This is a genomic window from Psychrobacter sp. H29 (assembly GCF_059073055.1).
Genome location: NZ_JCACRY010000001.1, coordinates 225,464 through 248,245 on the forward strand (window position 1 = coordinate 225,464; position 22,782 = coordinate 248,245).

A 22,782-nucleotide genomic window follows, 5' to 3' on the forward strand; every position below is an offset into this window, starting at 1 on the left:
CAATTATCAAAAGCAGGTCGAGTAAAAACTATCTTTACGCTCATTACTGCCTATCAGCTGATTATTGCATATTAAACAAGTCGTGGTGTCATGCGTGTATAGTTTGCCATCAGACCCAATAATACGACTTTCAGTCATTGTGGTTTGTTTCCTGACATGAATGATATCAGTCTCAGCACGACCAACTGCCATGTACGCTGCCCAATGGATTGTAATGGTGTTGACCTGGTCGACCTTGAATGACTTGAGGCAGGAGTGGCAACTACACTCATGTATTTTTTATTGGCACGTTTGATAACTTTATTATCGATATGATAGAGGATTTATCAATAGGTTAGATGTCTATGTAAGGAATCCTCTATGTAGTAGACGGATATATGCTCCGCAGTTATGTTGATTGGGCTGCACTTAGAACAGACTACGTGAAATAAGTTAAGAGAGACAAGTGGTTACTCTTGAGCAACTTTTAAAACGATTTTACCGACGTGTTTCTTTTCTAAGAAAACTTCTTGAGCAGTATGTATCTCTTTTAACGGAAAGGTACACGCAATGATTGGGGCTATTTTACGTTGCTCGATGCAGTTAACGAGGTTTTGAAAGACTTCAGGTTGAAGTACAGTACAGCCATAAAAAGTTAAGTCTTTTAGATAAAGTGTTCTGATATCTAGCTCAACCAATGCGCCTCCAATCGCGCCAGACACAGCGTACCGACCTCTTGGTTTTAGCAATTGTAAAAAATCAGGCCATTGCTTTCCTGCGACCAAATCAATCACGACATCAATACAGTTTTCGCCTATTGCATCAACCAAGTCATCATCTCGAGGTATCACTTGATCCGCTCCAAGCTCTCGCAGCTGTTGGTTTTTACTTGGACTGGTGATAGCAATAACATAAGCACCGCGCGCTTTTGCCAGCTGGACTGCTGCTGATCCAACACCGCCTGAAGCGCCGGATATCAATACCTTATCATACGACGAGACATTCGCTCGCGTGAGCATATTCTCAGCAGTAGAATACGAACATGGGAACGAAGCCAGCTCGACATCAGAGAGCATACTATTTACGGCATAGGCATGTTTGGCAGCGACTACTGTATATTCAGCAAATCCACCGTCACACTCTGAGCCATAGTAACCAGCTGATTTCAATGGTTGACCATCGATTTCATGAATACAAGGTTCAACAAGAACCCGTTCCCCAATACGTTCACGACTAATATTAGCACCGACTGCTACTATCGTACCGCAGACATCTGCACCTTGGATACGAGGGAAGCTCATTGCGGTACCAGACCAACTGGCATCAGCGCTACTGCTATTGCCTTTCGAGTACCATGCCGTTCTGGTATTGATATCTGTATTATTGACCGCTGCTGCCGAAACTCGGATGAGTACATCATCTGAAGTGACAGTAGGGACAGGAATATCATCACGGTATTTGAGCATCTCTGGGCCACCATGACCGATAAGCTGGACACCTGTCATTGTCTTTGGGATCGGTTGCATCATTTGTCTTCCTCTAAAAGTGTTGATAGTGTGCGCTGGGCTGAGATGATGGCCTTTGCTCCTAATACAGGCCATGAACTCGTAACGCCTTCATGTAACAAAAAAATGGCCGTCGCAAGATCTTCTCTCTGACTTTGTTGTCCCAAAAAGTGCCTGACTTCTTGTTTGTGCTTCTGCACTGAGCTTGCAATCACTGGATCATCAGGAAAAGCTGCCACAGCACTCATAGACATGCAGCCATGTGGTGCAAACGCTTTCATCCATTGTTCGAGTCTGTCAAAAATATGAAAAATAGAGGCTATGCCAGGAGGAGGTGATTCATTGAGTAAAAAGTCGAGATATCTTTGGTGGCGATAGTCCAAGGAGGCAACGACCATCATCTCTTTAGAGGGATAATACTTATACAGTGTTCGCAGGCTTACATTACATGCTGTCTTGAGCTGAGCAACACTTGGCTCGGCAAAACCATATCGGCTAAATGCCTTTTCGAGCTTAATAGCAATATCTTCTTTGATAACAAAACTCCCAAAAGTAGAATGAACGTTCTACTTAAAGAGTAAAGCATTTATTCTACCTTTGTCAAGGCAGTCTGTTTGATGATAGCGATAATCTTGCGTCTTCACCAGGAAGGTGTTTTTAGACGGTGTTAACTATATCCTCCTAAGTACGCTTGCGTCATAAACTCGACAGCAAAACACTGGTTTCGCTATTAAGAATGCCATCGATCTCTCTTACTTGCCGCAGCACTTCATCAAATTCTCTCAAACTTGTCGTGTGTATCTCTGCCACCAAGTCCCACGCCCCATTGGTTGTATGTAGCTTGATCAATTGCGGGATACCGCGCAGCTTTCTAATCACTTGTGACGTAGATTTTCCTGTCACCTCGATCATCATCATCGCTTTGACCGTTTCGTTATCTAGTGCCTCATGCACGCGAATCGTAAAGCCTAAAATAGCGCCATTATGAATCAGTCTATCCAATCTGTTTTGGACAGTAGCACGCGAGACTTTAAGTTTTTTTGCAAGGATTGAGATGGTTGCGCGGCCGTCTTGTCGCAGTTCAGATATCAGCTCGCTGTCTAAAGAGTCATAAGTGTAGTACGCCATAAAAATGTCTCTCTTATTAAGTTTTTGACATTATGCTAAGTAGTACCTATCAATATGTCAAAAATATATCAATATTTAATAACTTATTGACATTTTAACTGACATTTATAGTTGGTAGCATATTAATTGTCGATTCAACAAACAATATTCATGGAATGGAGCAAAACGAATGTCTAAATTTATCGTATCTCAAAAGCAGGGTGTACCCTTTGTTAGTGTACAGGCGATGGCTGAAATCATCAGTAATCATGGTATCGAACAGACCATAAAAGAATTGGTAGATGCTCTAGAGCAGGATTTTTCTCGCTGGGAGCAATTCGAAAAATCCAGTCGTTTTGCCTCTCATTCCAAAGATGGTGTCATAGAGCTCATGCCTGTCAGCGATGGTGACATGTTTGCATGCAAGTATGTCAATGGCCATCCTATCAATACCAAACGGGATTTACAGACGGTAGCCGCTTTTGGCGTATTGTCTGATGTTGACACAGGCTATCCGATTTTATTGACAGAGATGTGCATCTTGACCGCATTGCGTACGGCGGCGACCTCGGCCTTAGTTGCCAAACACTGTGCGCCTAAAAACTCTAAAACCTTGGCGCTTATTGGTAATGGTGCTCAAGGAGAGTTCCAAGCAATGGGCATGAAAGCAGTGGTGGGTATCTCAAAAGTACGTCTCTATGATGTTGATCCAGCTGCGTCTGAAAAAGTAGCGCATAACCTTGCCGATTCAGGTTTGGATATTACTATTTGCAAAAGCGTAGAAGAAGCCGTTGAAGGCGCAGATATTATCACGACGTGTACGGCAGATAAGAAAAACGCCACCATCCTGCGTGATGATATGGTCAACAAAGGTGTCTATATCAACGCTATCGGTGGCGATTGCCCTGGCAAAACCGAGCTGGATGCCAATATTTTACTAAGAGCCGATCATGTCATTGTAGAATTTGAACCACAAACCCGTATCGAAGGCGATATTCAACAGCTCTCTCCAGACTTTCCTGTGACAGAGTTCCATCGCATCGTAAACGGTGAGAAAGAAGTACGCACCAACGAAAACAACTTAGTGGTATTTGATGGTGTCGGTTTTGCCTCAGAAGACTTTACAGCTCTAGTGTTTTTGCGTGATTTGATCAAAAAGCAGGATGCCTATGAGTTGCTTGATTTGATCCCTCATCAACAAGATCCCAAAAACCTATATTCGGTAGTGAAAGCTCATAGCAAAGATCATAGTGCAGTGACGCGCGAAACCATGGCCACAGCGTAAGTAATCATACAAAAAATGATGCTGCTTTCTCATTTTACGTCATATTGAAAAGTCGCATCATTTTTTAAGAAATCTAGGGTGTGTCATCATTTAGATAGAGAGGCTTAAAATGAGATCAATCGTAGTCAAACAAGGAAAAAAATTGCAGAGAATATAGGTATATTCACAATATTTTTGATGATGTTTGACAAGATTTAGCCATTTTAAGACCGCTAAATGATTGTATGAGCTAATTGATGACCCGCCCTAATATAGAAAAAATAAATCTAAATCTAAAAGATAAAAAAATTGTTTTATGTAATGGAGACAAAATAATGAATGATCTAATGAAAAACGTGCGAATAGTAGAAGTGTATTCAGATGTTGCAGGGCATAAAAAAGGCGCGTCACTAGGCATTGATGCATTGCGCGCGTCATCAAAAGAAATGAATGCAGACTACTATGAAAAACTGCAACTTGACAGTATCAAAAATGACTATATCCATGAAGAAGAATCGCCATTTAAACATGCAAAATACGCTGATGTGATTGAGCCTGTTATCTCTAAATTGGCACATAAAATAAAAGAGATTAGAGAAGATAATCAATTTCCTATCGTTATCGCTGGTGATCATTCCAGCTGTGCAGGAACCATGCATGGCCTCAAAATGGCGCATCCTGATGCTGAAATCGGTGTGGTGTATATAGACGCCCATGCTGATTTTCACTCGCCGTATACCAGTGGATCAGGCAACATGCATGGCATGCCTCTGGCAATGGCGTGTGCGATTGATAATCTAGAATGCAAACGTAATGACCTCTCTGAAAAAGAGAAGGAGTATTGGGAGCGATTGAAATTTATGGCATCTGATGAGCCATCAATCAAGCCAGAAAACGTCGTGTTTTGTGCCGTTAGAGACTATCAAGAAGAGGAGATGGAGTTAATCAAAAGACACAAAATTCCATTATATAGTGTGGCTGAAATAACCAAAAAAGGCATCAGCGCCACAGTAGCCGAAATCTTTAAAAAACTAGAATATTGCGATCATATTTATGTCTCATTTGATGTCGATAGTGTTGATCCCTTATATGTCCCAGGGACAGGGACGCCAGCAATGAATGGTCTGTCTTATGAGCAAGCCATGCAGCTCAACATAGAGCTCATTAAAAATGAAAAAGTATGCTGCTGGGAGATGGCAGAGATCAATCCTTTGTACAACAATTCAAAAGATGACTCAACCAGAATATTTAGAATTTTAGAAGAAGTAACGCACTCCCTTTTAAATAATTACTAGCATAGAAAATTTAGAATAACTCACAAAAACCAATCTAAACGACATTATTTATATTAGTTGAAATTGACAGGGAGTCAAAAAATAATATGGACATTATTAAGACTAATGCCTCAAGCAAAGAGGCCAGCAGCATCAATATCAGACAGTTTTTAAAGTTCTTTATCCCATCTATCATAGGTTTGATGCTGTTCGTATTTCCCATTCCTTACGTAGATGGTAAGTTTGTCACCTATGCAGAAGGGTTTACCATTCCTATATCTGTGTTAAAGGATTATATCCAAGGGTATATCGGTGACCTCTTGCCCTTACTCGTTGTCACCTCAATCATGATTACCTTGTGTGCTACGTTGTATACCAAAGTTATGAAACCTTCATTAATTTTGAATAATGCGTTTCTAAATAACTTGCTGAACGTTACGACACCTTGGCTTGTGATTAGAATGCTTGGTGCGTTCTTTGTTGTCGTGACCTATTTTAAATTTGGGTTTGAGGCAATATATTCAGATAATATTGGCGGCTTAATATTATATGAACTAATGCCAATACTGTTTATCGTATTTTTCTTAGCTGGGTTATTACTACCACTATTGCTCGATTTTGGCTTATTAGAATTTTTTGGGGTTTTATTGAGTAAAGTAATGCGACCTTTATTTGGCTTACCCGGTAGGTCATCTGTCGACTGCCTGACATCATGGCTGGGTGATGGAACGATCGGCGTCCTATTAACAGATAAGCAATTAGAAGGCGGGTTCTATACTAAAAAAGAAGCGGCCGTTATTGCCACAAGTTTTTCAGCCGTTTCGATTACGTTCTGTTTGGTCGTCATCTCTCAAGTCAAACTAGAAAGCTACTTTCTCAATATGATTGGGGTCGTTGCTTTATGCGGGATTGTTTGCGCTTTAGTAGTACCAAGATTACTACCGTTATCTAGAATTGAAGATACTTATACGATAGAAAACAGTGATAGAGATCATGAAACCATTCCTGAAGGGAAAACGTTATTTACTCATAGTCTACACAAAGCCGTTCACAAGGCAGATAGGAGTCCAAGCTTTGCTACTTTCTTAAAAGAGGGGCTAAAAAACATCTTGGACATGTGGATCGGGATATTACCTGTCGTCATGGCGATAGGGACCATGGGCTTAATCGTTGCAGAAGAGACGCCTGTATTTGACTATTTAGGTATGCCATTTATTCCGTTCTTAGAGCTATTAAACATACCGTTTGCAGCAGAAATGTCAAAAACGATTATGGTAGGTTTTGCAGATATGTTCTTGCCTGCCATCATAGGCTCTTCAATAGAATCAGAGTTGACTCGGTTTGTCATTGCTTGTTTGTCAGTGTCTCAATTGATCTACATGTCAGAAGTCGGTGGGTTGATCTTGGGGACAAAAATTCCTGTGAGCTTCTTACAGTTATTGGTGATTTTTTTACTAAGAACCCTTATTTCATTACCGATCATTGCCGTGTGTGCTCATATGATTTTTTAATAGGATTATCTCCCAAGTTTAAGACTACAGGGTTGACAGCAGGAGTCATGAAAAGCACAAGCGAGTAAACTCAATGCTACTTAGGAGCAAAAGCCTCTAATAGTTCTCGTTGTCACATAGCAAAATAGCCCATCTATGGTAGATGGGCTATTTTGCTTTATGGAGGATTTGCTGTAGCTATCTAGTATTAATGTCCACGATCGCGATGCTTACCACTGCCTTCATGTTCAGCCTTCATTTTCTCTAACTGCGAACGTTGCTGTGCTGTTAGGACTTTTGCAATCTCAGCTCGAGCCTGTTGGCGACCATCTTTGCCTTGACTGCGATACTTATCGTGAATAGATTTAACTTGTGCTTGCTGTTTAGCCGTTAGATTGATTTTTGAAAGTGGTCCTTTGTGCGTACCGCCTTTATGTTGCATTTTTGCTGAATTTGGCGCGGCAGTATTGGTAGCGGCTGTTGCAGGGGCAATCATCGCGACACAAGTTGATGCAGCTAATAGTGAGCCTAATAGTAGTTTTTTCATAGTGTTATCCTATTTATATATCTTGGTTGAATAAACAAGTTTGCAAAATCATCTAACATTAGCGATTTCGATTAGTTAAGGCGTCTCTTTGTTAACCCCTTACAGACAACAAGAATGATAAGGGATTAAAACGTTGCGTAGTTTGATGAAAATTTAAGAAGAGTAACGACTTACGCCTATCTGCCCGTGTTTATTACAGCTTTGATAACACTCTATATTGACTATCCTGATGAAGCGTTATGTCTCTCAAAAATGTAATGACTAATCCAGCTGGTATTAAGTCAAACTGGCATTACAAATAACAGAACTTTTTATTTTCCACTTTTATCTTTGAACTGATGACTTTAGAGGTATCAGGAAAAGAACAGAAATATTTGGTAGAAAAGTTAAAATGGACATCGTTATAGATTTCTTTAAATACTCAGGAATTCACGATGAAAAATATTTTTATTATTGGTTTAATCACGACAGCATTAGCAGGGTGTAGTTTAGTTGAGCGCAATGCTATGTCCGTTGCGCAAGTAAAGAGCAATGTAGCTACAGTGGGGCAGATAGAAACGGTTATCGGTTTACCTATCCGCCCAGGCAATGTTATGGCTACGAGTGGCGGTCGGGTGTTTTCTACCGTGCATCCTAACGATGGTGAACAGGGGATACAGTTATTTGAAGTGACTGGACCTAACCGCTATCAGCCATGGCCTTCAAACAAATTTCAATCTCCTAAAGGCCAGTATGGTGAAGCGACCATTGATACACCATTAGGTATTACCAAAGACGATCAAGGTGGGTTATGGATTGTCGATATGGGTCAACATATTGGTAAAACTCGTGTTTGGGGATTTGATATTGACACTGGCGCAGTAATTAGCAAAATCGATATACCGACAGATATCGCACCGAAAAATAGTTTTGTGCAAGACTTGGTGGTTGATAGAGAAAATGGATGGATTTATTTAGCGGATATTCCCAATCCAGCCATTATTGCTATTGATATGAACACCAATGAAGTACGCCGTTTTGGCAATCATGTCGCTTTACAGCCTGAAGCTGATGCAAAAATGGTAATCAATGGTGTTGAGATTATGATGGGTGGCAAGCCGACAAACAATGGGATAAACCCAATTACGATGTCCGCTGATAATAATACGATTTATTTTGGCGCGATGAACGGTGAATCTTGGTATAGCTTAGATGCTACCTTATTTAGAACTAAAGCCAGTGATGAACAGATTGGCAAGAGCATTATACGTGTTGGTGATAAACCCGTTTCAGATGGCGCTACTACAGACAGTTATGGAAATCACTACTTTACCAACTTAAACGATAATGGCGTAGATGTGCTTGATACGAAAGGGCAGCTAACATCGTTAGTACGAGACAGCCGATTCGACTGGCCTGATAATGTGTCTTTAGATACGAATGGTTGGTTGTATGTTGCAGTAAATCAATTACATAAAACACCGCAGTTCACCGGCACCGTCGATAAAGGCCAGCCGCCTTACTATATTTATAGAGTGTGGGTAGGGAACCAATAATAGCAATACAGTCGATGTGGCGTGACAGGCGCCATTTCGGCATCGGCTATATTTGTATACCCAAAGGCGTAACCTTGGTAATGAAAAACAGTAATCGAGAAAGCCCATATTTCACGGACAAAAAAAAGCCCCAATCTTAAGATTGGGGCTTTTCGAATCTGGTAGGCGTAATCGGATTCGAAACAACGACCTCTACCATGTCAAAGTAGGTCAACGAACGTGTAAAAAATGATATTATCTTACATACACCGATATTGATAGCCTGTACATATTATATGATTTAATAATCACAATGTAAATTGTAATAGAATAAAATTTAACTCGTAATTGGGCACTGTATTTTTATAGTATTTTTACCTCTACTCAAGCCCTTACCAGAATAAAAGAATATGTGTGTTTGTTGAGAATCTATTCTTATTGCCTCTACTACTTATTCTCTGCATAATATAAAGAGATTACTGTCCTAATCTCTGCATATTTCTGAGGAACATATGAAGCATGTTACTTATATTCATGAACATCCAAACTGGACTGAATGGCAATGGTCGGACAAAAAGCTATTGCCACTCGTCAGTCGTGTGCGGATATTACAAGGTCATTTACTAGGAAAGCTGCTAACACTAGGGTTCGATCTGAATGTTGAGGCACAATTAAATGCGGTGACCTTAGAGATTATCAAAACTTCTGAGATAGAAGGTGAGACACTAAATGATGAGCAAGTTCGTTCTTCAGTTGCGCGGCATTTAGGGTTAGATAGTGCCAGCATGCCAACCACTACTCGTGAGATCGATGCCGTGGTAGAGATGATGCTAAGTGCCACCTATCGTTATCAACAGCCACTATTGTTAGATGATTTACTTGGATGGCATCGAGCATTATTTCCAGATGGATATAGTGGACTTTATCGTATTCGAGCAGGTAGTATCCGTGATGATAGCAAAGGGCCAATGCAAGTACTGTCTGGTGGGTATGGTCGCGAGCGGGTTCATTTTGTTGCCCCGAGTGCCGATAGGTTGCCAGATGAGTTAAGCAAATTTTTATTGTGGTTTAACACTTCGTCAAATAAGCAAGACGATATAGATTTGGTCATAAAAGCAGGTGTTTCTCATTTATGGTTTGTGACTTTGCATCCATTCGATGATGGAAATGGACGACTAACACGAGCACTCACAGAACGTATGCTGGCAAGAAGCGATAACAGTGCCCAACGCTTTTATAGTATGTCAGCGCAAATTCTTAAACAGCGTAATGACTATTACAAAATACTAGAACGTACGCAAAAAGGTGATAAAGATATCACAGATTGGTTGGTGTGGTTTTTGCAAACGCTAGAGCAATCCCTCATTGTAGCTCAAGAAACTACAGATAAAATCATCAGTAAATCAGGCTTTTGGCAGACGCATCGACAGTATGCTTTAAATGATAGGCAAGTAAAAATGCTAAATATTTTGCTGACTGATTTTTATGGCAAGCTTACCACTAAAAAATGGGCGACCATAACCAAGTGCTCTATAGATACGGCACTACGAGATATTAATGATTTAATAGAGAAGGGTATGATGCAAAAGTCTGTAGCATCAGGGCGTAGTACGAGTTATGAGTTGGTTTTACGATAAAAATAGTATTTTTTAATTCCGCTATGACAGCAAGAAAGTATTCGAACAAACTGCAAGAGAGACAACCCATTCAGTGACATAATATAAGTGGTTCCATTATGAAGGTCTAAAATATTCGATACGATAAGGAAGTCTTAACTTTATAAGAGGGTTGCATTTAGAAGGTCTTCTTTGTATGTACAAGGGATCAACATAGAGTTCAAGATGATAAAAGCGCTTAGACTTTGCTATACATCTACTATGCAGTTATTGATTGTAGAAAATAAAGCAAGATGCCTTATTCCTGTGTGATAAATGTGCATTGTCATTTTAGTGTTGATTTATGAATAATCACAAATAGCTTTTCTAATCTTATTTAATATCGATAACTTACTAGCAGACATCAATCTCATTAATTTATTAGGGGATGACGAAAGGTTTGATGAAGAATAAAACGGCCTTCGACTCTTAAAGTCAAAGGCTGCTTCAATAGTCTAGAAGGTAGTATGTACTAGACACACAAATACCTAGTTATATTTTACGATGACATCGCTACCCTCAAGCTCGACTTTATACGTGTCGAGTATAATGCTTTTATCATCTAAACATTGACCTGTGACAAGATTAAAGCGTTGCTTATAAATAGGTGAGGCGACATATAGTACATTTTCATCAGAGCCATCCTCGTTAGTAATAGTGGTGCCGCCAATCAGACCTCTAGACAAGACGTTGGCTTGACTGAACGGGTCATAATTATCAAGCGCAAATAACTGTGTTTGCTTGGTGCAAAAAATAGCCACTTGTTTGCCGTTTACGAGCGCACAGACACCTGTCTCGGGAATAATATCATTGATTTTGCACACAGTGAGCTGAGTCATCAGAAGATCCTTAATAGTAAAATATAAATGAGACCAACAACAAAAAATGCTTTTTAGCGTCTAATATTAATAGACGCTGACACGTTAAGATTACGCCAATTCGGTCACTTTTATTTGCGTCTTTTCGATATCGGTTGCAGGGCGAATCTGCTCTCGCTCAGTGACGAATACCACATTGTCATCGCCTTGCTCACTATTAACAAAATGACGGAAACGTTTGAGTTTTTCGCTATCAGTAATGGTGGCTTTCCATTCACAAACATAGTTGTCGATGAGTAATTGCATCTGTGACTCTAGCTCCTCAGCGATACCTAAACTGTCTTCAATAATGACTGCCTGTAGATACTCAAGTCCACCTTCAAGGCTCTCGCGCCATTTGGATGTACGCTGAAGCTTATCTGCGGTCTTGATATAAAACATGATAATACGGTCGATATATTTGACAACTGTATCCGTATCAAGATCCGTTGCGAATAGCTCGCCATGACGTGGGGTCATGCCACCATTACCACAGACAAAGAGATTCCAGCCGTTTTCAGTGGCAATAATCCCAAAATCTTTGCTTTGCGCTTCAGCGCACTCACGGGTACATCCAGATACGCCCATTTTTATTTTGTGTGGTGAGCGTACTCCTTTGTAGCGGTCTTCTAGTCTAAGTGCTAAGCCCACGCTGTCATCGACACCGTAGCGACACCAGTTGTTGCCCACACAAGATTTCACTGTACGCAGAGATTTACCATAAGCATGGCCCGTCTCAAATCCAGCATCGACCAGTTGGGTCCAGATATCGGGCAGTTGGTCTAAACGTGCGCCAAATAAGTCGACGCGCTGACCGCCAGTGATTTTGGTATATAGATTGAACTCTTTGGCGACTTGTCCGAGGATGATGAGTTTATCTGCAGTGATTTCACCGCCAGGCACGCGTGGCACGACCGAATAAGTCCCATCTTTTTGAATATTGCCTAGATAGTAATCGTTGCTGTCTTGCAGTGGCGTGAGTTCGGGCTTGAGTACATAATCATTCCAACAAGACGCCAAAATAGAGGCGACGGTTGGTTTGCAAATCTCGCAGCCATGACCACTACCGTGCTCATCTAATAGCGCATCAAATGTCTTAATGCCTTGTACTCGAATCAAGCTATACAACTCCTGACGTGAGTAAGCAAAATGCTCACACAGATCATTATTGACTTCAAAACCAAGCGCGGTTAGTTGATAGCCCAATGTGTCTTTTACCATAGGTGCGCAGCCGCCACAGCCGGTACCAGCACTGGTACATGATTTCACCTCTGCCATGGTATAAGCACCGTCTTCAACGGCGGCACAAATAGCACCTTTGGTGACGTTGTAACAAGAGCAAATCGTGGCGCTATCGGGCAGGTTCTCGATACCCATGGTGGGTTTTTCTACGTTGGGTAGGATCAGGCTTTCAGGATGGGCAGGCAGGTCAATATCGTTTAGAAATAGCTGCAAGAGATTGTTGTAATCCTCAGTGTCGCCTACCAATACAGCGCCCAATAGCCGCTTATTGTCTGCTGTGGTTACCAGTTTTTTATAGATACCCTCAGCAGGGTTTTGGTATAAATAGCTCAAACTGTTCTCTGTTGCACCGTGCGCATCACCGATACTGCCCACATCGACGCCCATCAGTTTGAGCTTGGTGCTCATGTCAGCGCCTGTAAAGGTCTGAGCGTGATCGCCTGCGATTTGAGCAGCGCAAATACTGGCCATGCTATAACCTGGCGCGACCAAGCCAAAAACGGTGTTGTCCCATACGGCGCATTCTCCAATGGCATATACATTCGGGGCACTGGTACGGCAGGCTTCATCAATCAGAATACCGCCACGGGTGCCGATTTCAATACCGCATTCAGGGTTGCTTTTGATAATGCCATCTTGCGGACGAATACCCGCACTAAAGACGATCATGTCGGTATCCAACGACGTATCATCAGCGAACTGCATGGTTAAGTGACACGATGCTTCATCCGACAGGGTATTGTCGATAATGGTCTTAGTATTTTTACCTGTTAGTACTTTGACGCCAAGGGCTTCAATTTTACGCTTTAAAATATCACCGCCAGCAGCATCAAGCTGTACGCCCATCAGCTGAGGCGCAAACTCGACTACGTAAGTCTCTAATCCTAGTGTGACTAGGGCTTTGGCGGCTTCAAGACCCAGCAGACCACCACCGACCACGACACCTTTTTTAACTTTTTGCTGCTCAGCAGTACTAAGAATATCATCCAAATCTTTAATCGTACGATAGACATGACAGTGCCGATGCTCGCGCCCTGGAATCGGCGGCACAAACGGATAGGAGCCTGTTGCTAGTACCAATTCAGCATAGTCTATCTGGGTACCGTCTTCCGTGCTGATACATTGATTGGCGGCATCGATGTTTGTGATTCGCTGATTAAGATGCAACTGAATCTGAGCATCCTCATACCTGCTCAAGTCCACTAAGTTTAGTTTACTCACATCTTTATGTTCAAAATAGCTCGATAGATACACCCGGTCATAAGCTGGGCGATCCTCTTCAGCAAATACGTGAATCTCAAACTGATCGTGTAAGCCTTTTTCTATCGCTCGCTCGATAAAGTGATGTCCCACCATACCGTTACCAATCACTACTAATTTAGCTTTATTCATCGTACGTACTATAGTGCTACTCATATGCCTATCCTCAGTAATGGGTTTGCTTAAATACTTTCATCTAATGTCCCATCCAAAAGTCGCAAGTTAATTTTTAGATGGTTCAATGATAGATAGTCGTTAATGCTTAGATGCCTATAACTATTAAGCCCTCAATAATCGTGCCAAACACAATTAATGACATTCAATTATCGAACCCTTATATAGTTAACAGATATGTAGCCTTACCAGTTTATAAGGTCATGCCAGTACTTTTGGTGATGCTATTTTCCGTTGTAAGTAATTGCTTAATATGATCTTTTTAATAGTTGTCATTTACATCCTATGCACCAAAATAGTGACAAAAATGCACCAATTTGGTTTTGATTGTTACTTTAAAGGTGCATCGCTTACTTTAATTAACTGAGAGGTAACTTAGTTTTATCTAAGCAATATTATTTAATTGGGATGCCTTTAGAGCCATCTGGTACAAAGCGTAGCCCTATTAAAAAAGATGATGCTTTATATCTATGTCAATTTTATATTTGCAGCTGGCACATCCATTGCACTCTCTTAATGGTCGCAACTGATAAGTTTCTGACTCATAACGTGTTTTTATAACTTTAATGTTAGCCATTTGAGGAAATCGTCTATGCCTTCATCGAAACCTGATGTGCCAAATAAAAACAAGCTGAATATCTTTTCTTTTAGTGGTAAAAACAAAATTCTCCATCTTGGGTGGATGGCGTTTTTTTTCACCTTTTTTGTGTGGTTTAACCACGCACCATTCTTATCTGCGATAGGGGAGAGCTTGAACCTCACCAAAGACCAGGTAAAAACCTTATTGATATTAAATGTTGCCTTGACTATTCCAGCCCGAGTCATCATCGGTATGTTGACCGATCGCTTTGGTCCGCGGCTTGTTTACACTGCTATTTTAGCCATTGGCGCAATTCCCTGTTTCACCTTCGCTTTTGCGCAAGATTACAATACGCTAGCGCTATCACGCTTTTTGTTAGGTTTCGTTGGTGCAGGGTTTGTGGTCGGTATTCGTCTCATGAGTGACTGGTTTCCTGCCAATGAGCTGGGTACAGCTGAAGGTATCTATGGGGGCTGGGGAAATTTCGGCTCTGCCGCCGCGGCACTGCTACTACCGACAGTCGCTATTGCGGCCGCTGCCATTTTCGGCGGTGAGGAAGGTTGGCGTTATGCAACGGCTACTTCAGGGTTGGTTATGATGCTCTATAGTGTGATTTTTTATAAGATGGTACGTGATACCCCTAAGGGTGCCACATATTTCAAACCTAAAAAATCTGGTGCCATGATGGTGACTTCATCAGGTGACTTCTGGCTCATGATGGTATTTAAACTGCCGATGTATTTGGCATTGGCCTTATTGGCGTGGAAATTATCACCAGCTGGCGTAAGTTTACTGAGTCAGGCAAGTGTCAACATCGTCTATATTGCGTTGGTGGTGTTATACGTTTATGAATTTATCAGTAGTTATCGTTTTAATAAGGAAGTATTTACCACGCCTGTGCCAAAAGCTCACCGATATGACTTTAAGCAAGTCGGTATTTTGAATATTTTATACTTTGCGACTTTTGGCTCAGAGTTGGCTGTGGTCTCTATGCTACCACTCTTCTATCAAGAAACCTTTAACTTATCGATTGTCATGGCAGGTGTCTTGGCATCAAGCTACGCCTTTATGAACCTCATGTCACGTCCAGGCGGCGGCTGGTTGAGTGATAAATTTGGTCGCAAAATCACACTTTTGATTCTCACTGCAGGTTTGGCCGTTGGTTATCTGTTGATGGGTGTCGTTGACTCTTCATGGCCGATCGCACTTGCGCTGTTGATTACCATGTTCTGCTCTTTCTTTGTACAGGCGGGTGAGGGAGCAGTGTTTGCTGTGATTCCTTTGATTAAACGTAGTATGACAGGTCAGTTTGCAGGAATGACGGGTGCTTACGGTAACGTCGGGTCAGTGGTCTATCTAACTGTACTGAGTCTGGTATCGTATCAGGCATTCTTCTTTGTGATTGCCGCAACGGCTGTGGTTGGCTTCTTTGCGCTGTTTTTACTAAAAGAGCCTGAAGGCGTTATTATTGAAGAGATGCCAGATGGCAGTTTTGCTCAAATACAAGTGAGCTAAATTATGTATGAGAGCGTCAAACAAGCTCCTAAAGGGACAGGTCAAGTAAGCAGTCATAATGCGGACGTTGCATTGTGGCTGCCTGATTTTTGTACGATGGCAGGGCGCAAAGCTGAGAACCAAGATAGCCTACTCATAACGACCTGCTTGCCTTATGGGTTCCCATCGTTATCATCCTTTTCACCATCGTCAGCGCATAGTGGCGATCATCCCTCTTTTACAGCGCCTTTATTGGTGCTAATGGCTGATGGGGTCAGTGCTTGCCAGTTTCCCAAACAAGCCAGTCAGTCAGTGATAAACACAGTGACACACTATATCACCTCAAAACTTGCAGAGATGGTACAGACAGATAGGGTGCAAGCAAATGAGGCATCAAGCGAATCGCAAAGACACTCTGCAAGCAAAGCGCAAGAGCAATCGCTAAATCCGCTACACAGCTTTGATGACAATCAAATTGCCATAGTGATTAAGGAGGCGGTGCACCAAGCCAATGATGCGCTTTATTTCCCGCAGGCGTATGAGCGCCTGCCAGCTTTATTATCCACCTTATCAGGACTGCTCTGCATAGGCGACCGTATTCATCTATTTCATACAGGCGACTCTCGTATCTATCGTATCGGTATCGACAGTATGGTGCTATTGACCAAAGACCATCACATTCACCACGGACGAGACAAAGGGGCGTTGTCTGCTGCTATCGGTGCTGATACCCGAGTTGAGCTGCAACAGTCGGTGTTTACCTTGCATCAAAACGAGTGTCTGGCGCTCATGACTGATGGGGTTTATGAGTCTATCGCGCCCGCAGAGTTACAGTTTGAGCTGTGTGCTGCGGTACAGGTCATGCACCAATCAGTGGGATATCCCAATCAAATCATTGACCATCTTCAGATAAGCCAGCGTTTATGTGAGCACGCCTTTAGCGAGGGTAGTTATGATAATCTCAGTGTAATCATGCTGGGTATGAACGATGAAATCACGAAAACCAAAACGCACAGAGAAACAGACAACGCCATTGCGCTTGATCAAGGTTTGGATAGCGACCGTAGTCATGCTCAGGATATCAATCACTATCGCTTACCAACGGGCTTGGCAGTAGGGGCACAGATTGATAATTTTGTGGTCAAAAAAATCATCGCGCGTACGGCTCGCAGTGAGGTGTATTTAGTAGAGGATAACGACCAGCATGCATTTGTTTTGAAGTCGCCAAGTCTCAATGTCATTGCTGATGGGTATTATCTACGTGAGTTTTTAAAGGAACGTAAAATCGGTTTGAGCCTGTCCAAGCACAAACGTATTGGTGAGCCCGCTTACAATCAAGTGAACCCCAATAGCGTATCCTCCCATGATCCGCTTTTAACCAGTGATGTCTCTAAAAAACTGAATGCTACTTTCAATGCGTCTAATGCATCGGGGCTTTTGCGCTACTACCCAGTGCCTGCCAGTAGCACTTATTTATATCATTTAACGGAATATATCGAAGGGGAGAGCCTACGAGTTTTTATGGATCGTCAAGCCCCTTGTGATATTTGGCAAACTTACGATTTACTCACTAAGATCGGCATGGCGGTCCGTGTGATGCATCGAAACTACCTACTGCATCAAGATATCAAGCCTGAAAATATATTATTAACTCAATCAGGTGCGGTCAAGTTAATCGACTTTGGCTCTGCTAGCTCCTCCATACTAAAAGACAGTACGCGTCCTCCTAATGGCGATTTGCACTACGCTGCACCAGAATATTACACCGATGCCCCAAAAGGCGTGCATTCTGATTTGTTTTCCATTGCCGTGATTGGTTATGAGTTACTCACAGGTGAGCTACCATTTAGCTCGCAAGAGTTGATGAACCCATCTGTCTCACTAGTTGTACCTGCCGAGCGCCTGCGTCAAAACCGAGTGCCCGCTACCAGCCAGCAAGCGTTGATGCGTGCACTACACTCTAGTACGCAGGCAAGGTATCAAGCGATTGGCGAGTTCTTACAAGACTTTAATCCCGATAATAGTAACAATACCAGAGACCCTGAACCGCTGATCATACGTCATCCCTTATTGGTTTGGCACAGCATTTGCTTTATTCAATTTGTCATTATCATATCGTTGCTGATTTATTTTTCATAAAACCTTGTTAAACGTAAATAGTACGACAAGCCATTTTACTCAACGCTGCGTGTTGCGGCTAAGGAATGATTTTCCTATGTCACTTGATTCACCAGAACCAACCCATACTGCTTTCTCTACCAATGCTTCTTCTTCTAGACGTCAGACTACTGCGGGTATCGTTATTATAGGCGCTGGGATGGCAGGCAGTCGTTTTGCCATTGAGCTGGCACGTGCTCAGCAGCAAAGCAGCCAAGAAAAAGGCGCAGCTCATTTACCCATCACGCTGATTAGCAAAGAACCGCAAGTGGGCTACAACCGTATCATGCTGTCACCCGTACTCTCAGGAGAGTCGGTTTTTGAAGAGACATATTTATACGAGCTAGCAGAATATGAGCAATTGGGTATCACGGTATTGGCTGGCACGTCGGTAGATGCAATCGAAACCAATAAGCGGCGTGTCAAATTGAGTGATGGACAAACCCTGGATTATACCGAGCTGGTGCTGGCTACTGGCTCACAAGCTCGCGTCATCCCTTTTGCCAATCATGATGCTAAGGGGGTTCATGTATTTCGAGAGATTGCTGATGTGCAGGTATTGACGGAGTACGCGCGCCAAGCAAAAAAGGGTCTTGTCATTGGTGGCGGGGTGCTGGGTCTGGAAGCCGCTTGTGCTTTGGCGTCTCAAGGGGCAGATATGACAGTGGTTCATGTTGATAGTCATGTTCTCAACCGACAGCTTGATATGCCCGCCGCTCATCTGCTACAAGCAGAGCTCTTAAGTCGAAGTGTCAAGCTGGAGGTGTTAGCCAACACAGAATGTATTACGGTCAATGATCAACACGAGGTTAATGGTCTGTTGTTAAAGGATGGCCGCACACTGCCAGCAGACTTTATTGTCATGGCCGTTGGTGTCATCCCCAATACGACACTGGCCCAGCAAAGCGGTCTTGAGGTTAACCGAGGTATCCTTGTAGATAACTTTATGCATACGAGCTGTTCTCATGTCTATGCGATCGGTGAATGTGTCGAGCTGGACGGGGAGCTATTCGGGATGGTGGCTCCTGTCAATCAACAGGTCGATACCTTGGTGTCTGTCTTAAAAGCGCCATACATCTCAAGTCGTAAGACAGCCAATAGTGACTCACGAATAACCGAATACAAAAACCACTGGCGTCCCTTTATCAGCAAGCCTTTATCTTTAAAATTAAAAGTATCTGGCATCGCCGCTTTTTCAGCAGGTCAGATTGCTTTTGATGATATTGAAATGGCACAGATAGAGCGCGTGGTTTATCAGCAAACGAGCCTCGATCATTATCTTTGTCTCTACATCAAAGCAAGCAAACTTATTGGCACGGTACTATACGGTGATGTGAGTGAAAGCGGGTTTTATAGTCAGCTGATCACTGATGGCAGTGACATATCCTCGATAAAAGAAGACCTTATCTTTGGCGAAGCCTATTGCGATGTAGAGAAAATAGAAGCAGCTGAGCCCGAATCGGTCTTGCCAAGTGACGCAAACCTAATAGGAGAGGTCTCATGAGCAGCACCATCTTAAATGACGATCAAGCCCTCAGTGTCGTACCGTCCTCTCGCATTACAACTTACACTGAGGATTTGATCAGTCCTATTCGCACCACTTGTCCTTACTGCGGCGTAGGCTGCGGCGTACTAGCAAACATCGATGAGGCAGGTGTAGTCAGCGTGACAGGCGATCCTGATCATCCAACAAACTTCGGCAAACTCTGCTCAAAAGGCAGCGCATTGGCACAAACATTGGGCACTGAGCGCAGGTTGACTCAACCTTATTATCAAGACAAACAGCGAACAATAGCAAAAGGACAACCGACAGATACGCAGCCTGCCGAGTGGGAGGCAGTATTGGATGATATTGCCAGTCGTTTGAATAACACTATCGCGACACACGGGCGTGACAGCGTAATGTTTTATGTGTCAGGGCAGCTGCTTACTGAGGATTACTACGTTGCCAATAAGTTCATTAAAGGCTTTATTGGTAATAATAATATCGATTCCAATTCGCGTCTTTGTATGTCCTCAGCGGTTGCAGGGCATAAGCGTGCTTTTGGTGCAGACTTAGTGCCTAGTAATTATGAAGATTTAGAGTCTTGTGATTTATTGGTGCTGGTGGGCTCCAATATGGCGTGGTGTCATCCTATCTTATTCGGACGGTTTTTAGCCGCCAAAAAGCGTGATCCTAATAAAAAACTGATCGTGATTGATCCGCGTCGTACTGATTCTTGTGAATTTGCTGATTTGCACGTGCCCGTTGCTGTTGGCACGGATACGCACTTATATAACGGACTGCTGCATTATCTTGAGCAAGAAGGCTGTGGTGATAAAGACTATCTTAAGCAGTGTCATGATGTTAAGCCCGCCTTAGAGGCCGCAAAAACATGGACGATTGATAAAGTGGCGACGGCATGTGGTATCAGTGCGGATCTGGTACAGGAGTTTTATGCGCTGGTTGCTGCAAATGATAAAACCGTCACGGCATTTAGCATGGGTGTCAACCAATCTGCAAGTGGTACCGACAAGGTCAATGCCATTATCAATACTCACTTGTATACTGGGCGAGTGGGCCGAGTAGGTGCAAGTCCATTTTCACTCACCGGTCAGCCGAATGCGATGGGAGGGCGTGAAGTGGGCGCGTTATCGAACCTACTTGCCGCGCATCTAGACCTAGACAACGAGCAGCATCGTCATTTGGTGGCTGATTTTTGGCAAGCGCCGCAACCGCTTGCCGCAGAGGTTGGGGTAAAAGCTTGCGATGCTGCTGATGCCATACTAGATGGCCGTATCAAAGCCATCTGGATTATGGCGACCAACCCTGTCGTCAGCTTGCCCGAGGCTGATAAGTTTCGCCGCGCACTGGCTACCTGTGATTTGGTGATAGTATCCGACTGCTCCGTCGACAGCGACACGGTTAAGTGTGCAGATATTGTTTTGCCCGCACAGGGTTGGGGGGAGAAATCAGGCACAGTGACCAATTCGGAGCGCCGCATCTCGCGCCAACGGGCTTTAATGCCTGCACTCGGACAAGCAAAGCCTGACTGGTGGATACTGTCTCAAGTCGCTAAACGCATGGGTTTGGCAGGGTTTGATTATCAGCATCCTAGGGATATATTTAATGAGCATATCGCCCTAACTGCTTATAGAAATGATGCCAGCCAAGCTCTGTCAGATAGCAATCAACCGCGCTATCTTAATTTAGCAAAAGATCTTTCTCCAATGGTAGTCGGTTCGATAGCATCGATAGAGGAAAGCCCAAACCATCTTGAGCAGCAAAATAAAGACGTCGTTTCTTTCAGTCGTGACGCATATGATGCCATGACACCATTTCAGTGGGGCGGCGCACGTATCGCACCAATCAAAACACGTTTCATTGCCATTACGCCGCCCAGTCACGTGAGTATACCCAACAGGCATCCGCGACGATTAAGATCAAAAAGCACTGATAGTAAAAAAAATAACGGCAGTCGTATGTTTTATCAGGATGACTCAGGGGCAGTAGACTTACGGCTGATTACAGGTAGGCTTCGCGATCAGTGGCATACGATGACGCGCACAGGACTTGCACCGCAGCTCAACCAACACGAATCTGTACCAACGCTCACCGTGCATCCAAATGATGCCAAGCAGCTCGGTGTTGACCAAGGCGATTATGTACAGCTACGTCCCTGCTATGAGAAAAACTTATCAATACAGAGCCAGCCGCCGCGTACGGTCGCGAGCACCACTACAGACAGTCAGGTGCTCGCCCAAGTTGCCATCAGCGACAGTATGAGTGCAGGCGATGCCTTTATGCCGATGCATTGGAGCAACGCCTTTGCTCGTTTTGCTCGCGTAGGTGCGCTTATTCCAACGGTCGTTGATCCGCATTCAGGACAGCCTGAATTAAAAAATTCTGCAATCAGCGTGATACCTGTGCCGATGAAAACTTATGGCAAGATTTTGGTGCATCCTGATCTACAAGACACCATGATAGTGCATCTGCGTGAGACTTTGTTGGATTTTGAGAAAGAGTCTGAGGATCAAGGAGTGCTGATATCTTCTTCTGATACAAATACAACTTCTGAAAGATCAAACTCATTACCCGCATTGACATGGAGCTTAAGTCGTCAAACCAATAGCGTCTTGATTACTTTAGCCAGTCCTATAGACAAAGTCGTCAGTAAACTGCTTGACCCTGAGTACTGGCAAAATTTTATCAATGCCTATCAAGCATCTCTCACCGATAAACCGATCAATAGTGCCTTTACTTGCAGCAAGCAAGCAAAGCAACTTCGCTTCGTCTCGACGCAGGTAGAAGCAAATAATAAAGCGATAGATCGGGCATCGATTAGTACGTCAAAGTCTGACATACCAAGTGATCAGCTACTACTGAGCGTTTGTTTTGCACCGCAGGTGGCGCAGCTGCCCAGTATTCATTGGCTTAACAATTGCTTCGCCAGTACTGATGCGATACCAGAGAATCAACGCTATAAGTGGTTGCTAGCAGGTCGTCCAGCGACAGGGTATGTTGATCCAGGTGCATTAGTATGTTCATGTATGGCAGTTGGAGAGAATATTATTATCGAGACGATTACCAAGCAGCAGTGTATGAGTGCCCATGCGGTTGGAAAGGCATGCCGAGCAGGGACTAACTGCGGTTCATGTGTGAGTCAAATTAATGCCTTGATCGATAGGTATGCGTCTTAAAAA

At 43.2% G+C, this 22,782-nt stretch carries 15 protein-coding genes and 1 pseudogene; 9 read left to right on the top strand and 7 right to left on the bottom strand.

The features are described from left to right. Window positions 1-449 precede the first annotated feature (449 nt). From AC5JP1_RS00895 to AC5JP1_RS00910, 4 genes and pseudogenes are all read right to left on the bottom strand, one after another. Window positions 450-1,508, bottom strand: a complete 1,059-nt coding sequence (locus tag AC5JP1_RS00895) for an alcohol dehydrogenase family protein (protein ID WP_493842768.1) — start codon at window positions 1,506-1,508, stop codon at window positions 450-452. Next, the gene (locus AC5JP1_RS00900) at window positions 1,505-1,732 is read right to left on the bottom strand and encodes a hypothetical protein (RefSeq protein ID WP_493842769.1); all 228 of its coding nucleotides are present in this window, start codon (window positions 1,730-1,732) and stop codon (window positions 1,505-1,507) included. The genes AC5JP1_RS00895 and AC5JP1_RS00900 overlap by 4 nt, the downstream gene beginning before the upstream one ends. 153 nt (window positions 1,733-1,885) lie before the next feature. Then, window positions 1,886-2,020, bottom strand: a pseudogene (locus tag AC5JP1_RS00905) (TetR/AcrR family transcriptional regulator); the annotation flags it as partial. Between the two features lie 160 nt (window positions 2,021-2,180). Then, entirely contained in the window at window positions 2,181-2,612 is a 432-nt protein-coding gene (locus AC5JP1_RS00910) for an Lrp/AsnC family transcriptional regulator (RefSeq protein ID WP_443527125.1), read from the bottom strand. Window positions 2,613-2,781: 169 nt separating this feature from the next. Here AC5JP1_RS00910 and ocd point away from each other — a divergent pair, with 169 nt between their 5' ends. The 3 genes from ocd to AC5JP1_RS00925 all read left to right on the top strand — a co-directional run bounded on the left by ocd (window position 2,782) and on the right by AC5JP1_RS00925 (window position 6,640). Further along, window positions 2,782-3,876 carry an ornithine cyclodeaminase gene (ocd, locus tag AC5JP1_RS00915; protein WP_493842770.1) on the top strand — a complete coding sequence of 365 codons (1,095 nt, stop codon included), beginning with the start codon at window positions 2,782-2,784 and terminating at the stop codon, window positions 3,874-3,876. A gap of 314 nt (window positions 3,877-4,190) precedes the next feature. Beyond that, window positions 4,191-5,150 carry an arginase gene (locus AC5JP1_RS00920; RefSeq protein ID WP_493842771.1) on the top strand — a complete coding sequence of 320 codons (960 nt, stop codon included), beginning with the start codon at window positions 4,191-4,193 and terminating at the stop codon, window positions 5,148-5,150. Window positions 5,151-5,236: 86 nt separating this feature from the next. Then, window positions 5,237-6,640, top strand: coding sequence for a YjiH family protein (locus AC5JP1_RS00925; protein WP_493842772.1), 1,404 nt, complete (start codon window positions 5,237-5,239; stop codon window positions 6,638-6,640). 187 nt (window positions 6,641-6,827) lie between these two features. Here AC5JP1_RS00925 and AC5JP1_RS00930 read toward each other — a convergent pair whose 3' ends face one another. Further along, window positions 6,828-7,166: a hypothetical protein gene (locus tag AC5JP1_RS00930; protein WP_493842773.1), complete on the bottom strand. Its 339-nt coding sequence runs from the start codon at window positions 7,164-7,166 to the stop codon at window positions 6,828-6,830. Between the two features lie 434 nt (window positions 7,167-7,600). Between AC5JP1_RS00930 and AC5JP1_RS00935 the strand changes: the two genes are divergently transcribed. Further along, on the top strand, window positions 7,601-8,701 hold the full coding sequence (locus AC5JP1_RS00935) for an L-dopachrome tautomerase-related protein (RefSeq protein WP_493842774.1): 1,101 nt from the start codon (window positions 7,601-7,603) through the stop codon (window positions 8,699-8,701). A gap of 491 nt (window positions 8,702-9,192) precedes the next feature. After that, a complete protein-coding gene (locus AC5JP1_RS00940) occupies window positions 9,193-10,317 on the top strand; it encodes a Fic family protein (RefSeq protein ID WP_493842775.1) in 1,125 nt (374 codons plus the stop codon). 506 nt (window positions 10,318-10,823) lie between these two features. Here the strand turns inward: AC5JP1_RS00940 and nirD are convergent. Further along, window positions 10,824-11,174: a nitrite reductase small subunit NirD gene (gene nirD / locus AC5JP1_RS00945; protein WP_238036651.1), complete on the bottom strand. Its 351-nt coding sequence runs from the start codon at window positions 11,172-11,174 to the stop codon at window positions 10,824-10,826. Window positions 11,175-11,264: 90 nt separating this feature from the next. Continuing rightward, a complete protein-coding gene (gene nirB, locus AC5JP1_RS00950) occupies window positions 11,265-13,850 on the bottom strand; it encodes a nitrite reductase large subunit NirB (protein WP_493842776.1) in 2,586 nt (861 codons plus the stop codon). Window positions 13,851-14,460: 610 nt separating this feature from the next. On the opposite strand from nirB, the gene AC5JP1_RS00955 reads away from it, so the two are divergent. The 4 genes from AC5JP1_RS00955 (at window position 14,461) to AC5JP1_RS00970 (ending at window position 22,779) form a co-directional block, all read left to right on the top strand. Continuing rightward, window positions 14,461-15,963, top strand: coding sequence for a NarK family nitrate/nitrite MFS transporter (locus AC5JP1_RS00955; RefSeq protein WP_371532040.1), 1,503 nt, complete (start codon window positions 14,461-14,463; stop codon window positions 15,961-15,963). A 3-nt stretch (window positions 15,964-15,966) separates the two neighbouring features. After that, window positions 15,967-18,081: a bifunctional protein-serine/threonine kinase/phosphatase gene (locus AC5JP1_RS00960; protein ID WP_493842777.1), complete on the top strand. Its 2,115-nt coding sequence runs from the start codon at window positions 15,967-15,969 to the stop codon at window positions 18,079-18,081. Window positions 18,082-18,157: 76 nt separating this feature from the next. Continuing rightward, on the top strand, window positions 18,158-19,603 hold the full coding sequence (locus AC5JP1_RS00965) for an NAD(P)/FAD-dependent oxidoreductase (protein WP_371532042.1): 1,446 nt from the start codon (window positions 18,158-18,160) through the stop codon (window positions 19,601-19,603). Further along, the gene (locus tag AC5JP1_RS00970; protein WP_493842778.1) at window positions 19,600-22,779 is read left to right on the top strand and encodes a molybdopterin-dependent oxidoreductase; all 3,180 of its coding nucleotides are present in this window, start codon (window positions 19,600-19,602) and stop codon (window positions 22,777-22,779) included. Before AC5JP1_RS00965 ends, AC5JP1_RS00970 begins: the two co-directional genes overlap by 4 nt. The last annotated feature ends 3 nt before the right edge of the window (window positions 22,780-22,782 follow it).

Coding starts and splice junctions, on each gene's coding strand:
- AC5JP1_RS00925 (WP_493842772.1), top strand. CDS start 5,237: ATGGACATTATTAAGACTAATGCCTCAAGCAAAGAGGCCAGCAGCATC.
- AC5JP1_RS00960 (WP_493842777.1), top strand. CDS start 15,967: ATGTATGAGAGCGTCAAACAAGCTCCTAAAGGGACAGGTCAAGTAAGC.
- AC5JP1_RS00920 (WP_493842771.1), top strand. CDS start 4,191: ATGAATGATCTAATGAAAAACGTGCGAATAGTAGAAGTGTATTCAGAT.
- AC5JP1_RS00900 (WP_493842769.1), bottom strand. CDS start 1,732: ATGAGTGCTGTGGCAGCTTTTCCTGATGATCCAGTGATTGCAAGCTCA.
- AC5JP1_RS00935 (WP_493842774.1), top strand. CDS start 7,601: ATGAAAAATATTTTTATTATTGGTTTAATCACGACAGCATTAGCAGGG.
- nirB (WP_493842776.1), bottom strand. CDS start 13,850: ATGAGTAGCACTATAGTACGTACGATGAATAAAGCTAAATTAGTAGTG.
- nirD (WP_238036651.1), bottom strand. CDS start 11,174: ATGACTCAGCTCACTGTGTGCAAAATCAATGATATTATTCCCGAGACA.
- AC5JP1_RS00955 (WP_371532040.1), top strand. CDS start 14,461: ATGCCTTCATCGAAACCTGATGTGCCAAATAAAAACAAGCTGAATATC.
- AC5JP1_RS00910 (WP_443527125.1), bottom strand. CDS start 2,612: ATGGCGTACTACACTTATGACTCTTTAGACAGCGAGCTGATATCTGAA.
- AC5JP1_RS00895 (WP_493842768.1), bottom strand. CDS start 1,508: ATGATGCAACCGATCCCAAAGACAATGACAGGTGTCCAGCTTATCGGT.
- AC5JP1_RS00940 (WP_493842775.1), top strand. CDS start 9,193: ATGAAGCATGTTACTTATATTCATGAACATCCAAACTGGACTGAATGG.
- AC5JP1_RS00970 (WP_493842778.1), top strand. CDS start 19,600: ATGAGCAGCACCATCTTAAATGACGATCAAGCCCTCAGTGTCGTACCG.
- ocd (WP_493842770.1), top strand. CDS start 2,782: ATGTCTAAATTTATCGTATCTCAAAAGCAGGGTGTACCCTTTGTTAGT.
- AC5JP1_RS00930 (WP_493842773.1), bottom strand. CDS start 7,166: ATGAAAAAACTACTATTAGGCTCACTATTAGCTGCATCAACTTGTGTC.
- AC5JP1_RS00965 (WP_371532042.1), top strand. CDS start 18,158: ATGTCACTTGATTCACCAGAACCAACCCATACTGCTTTCTCTACCAAT.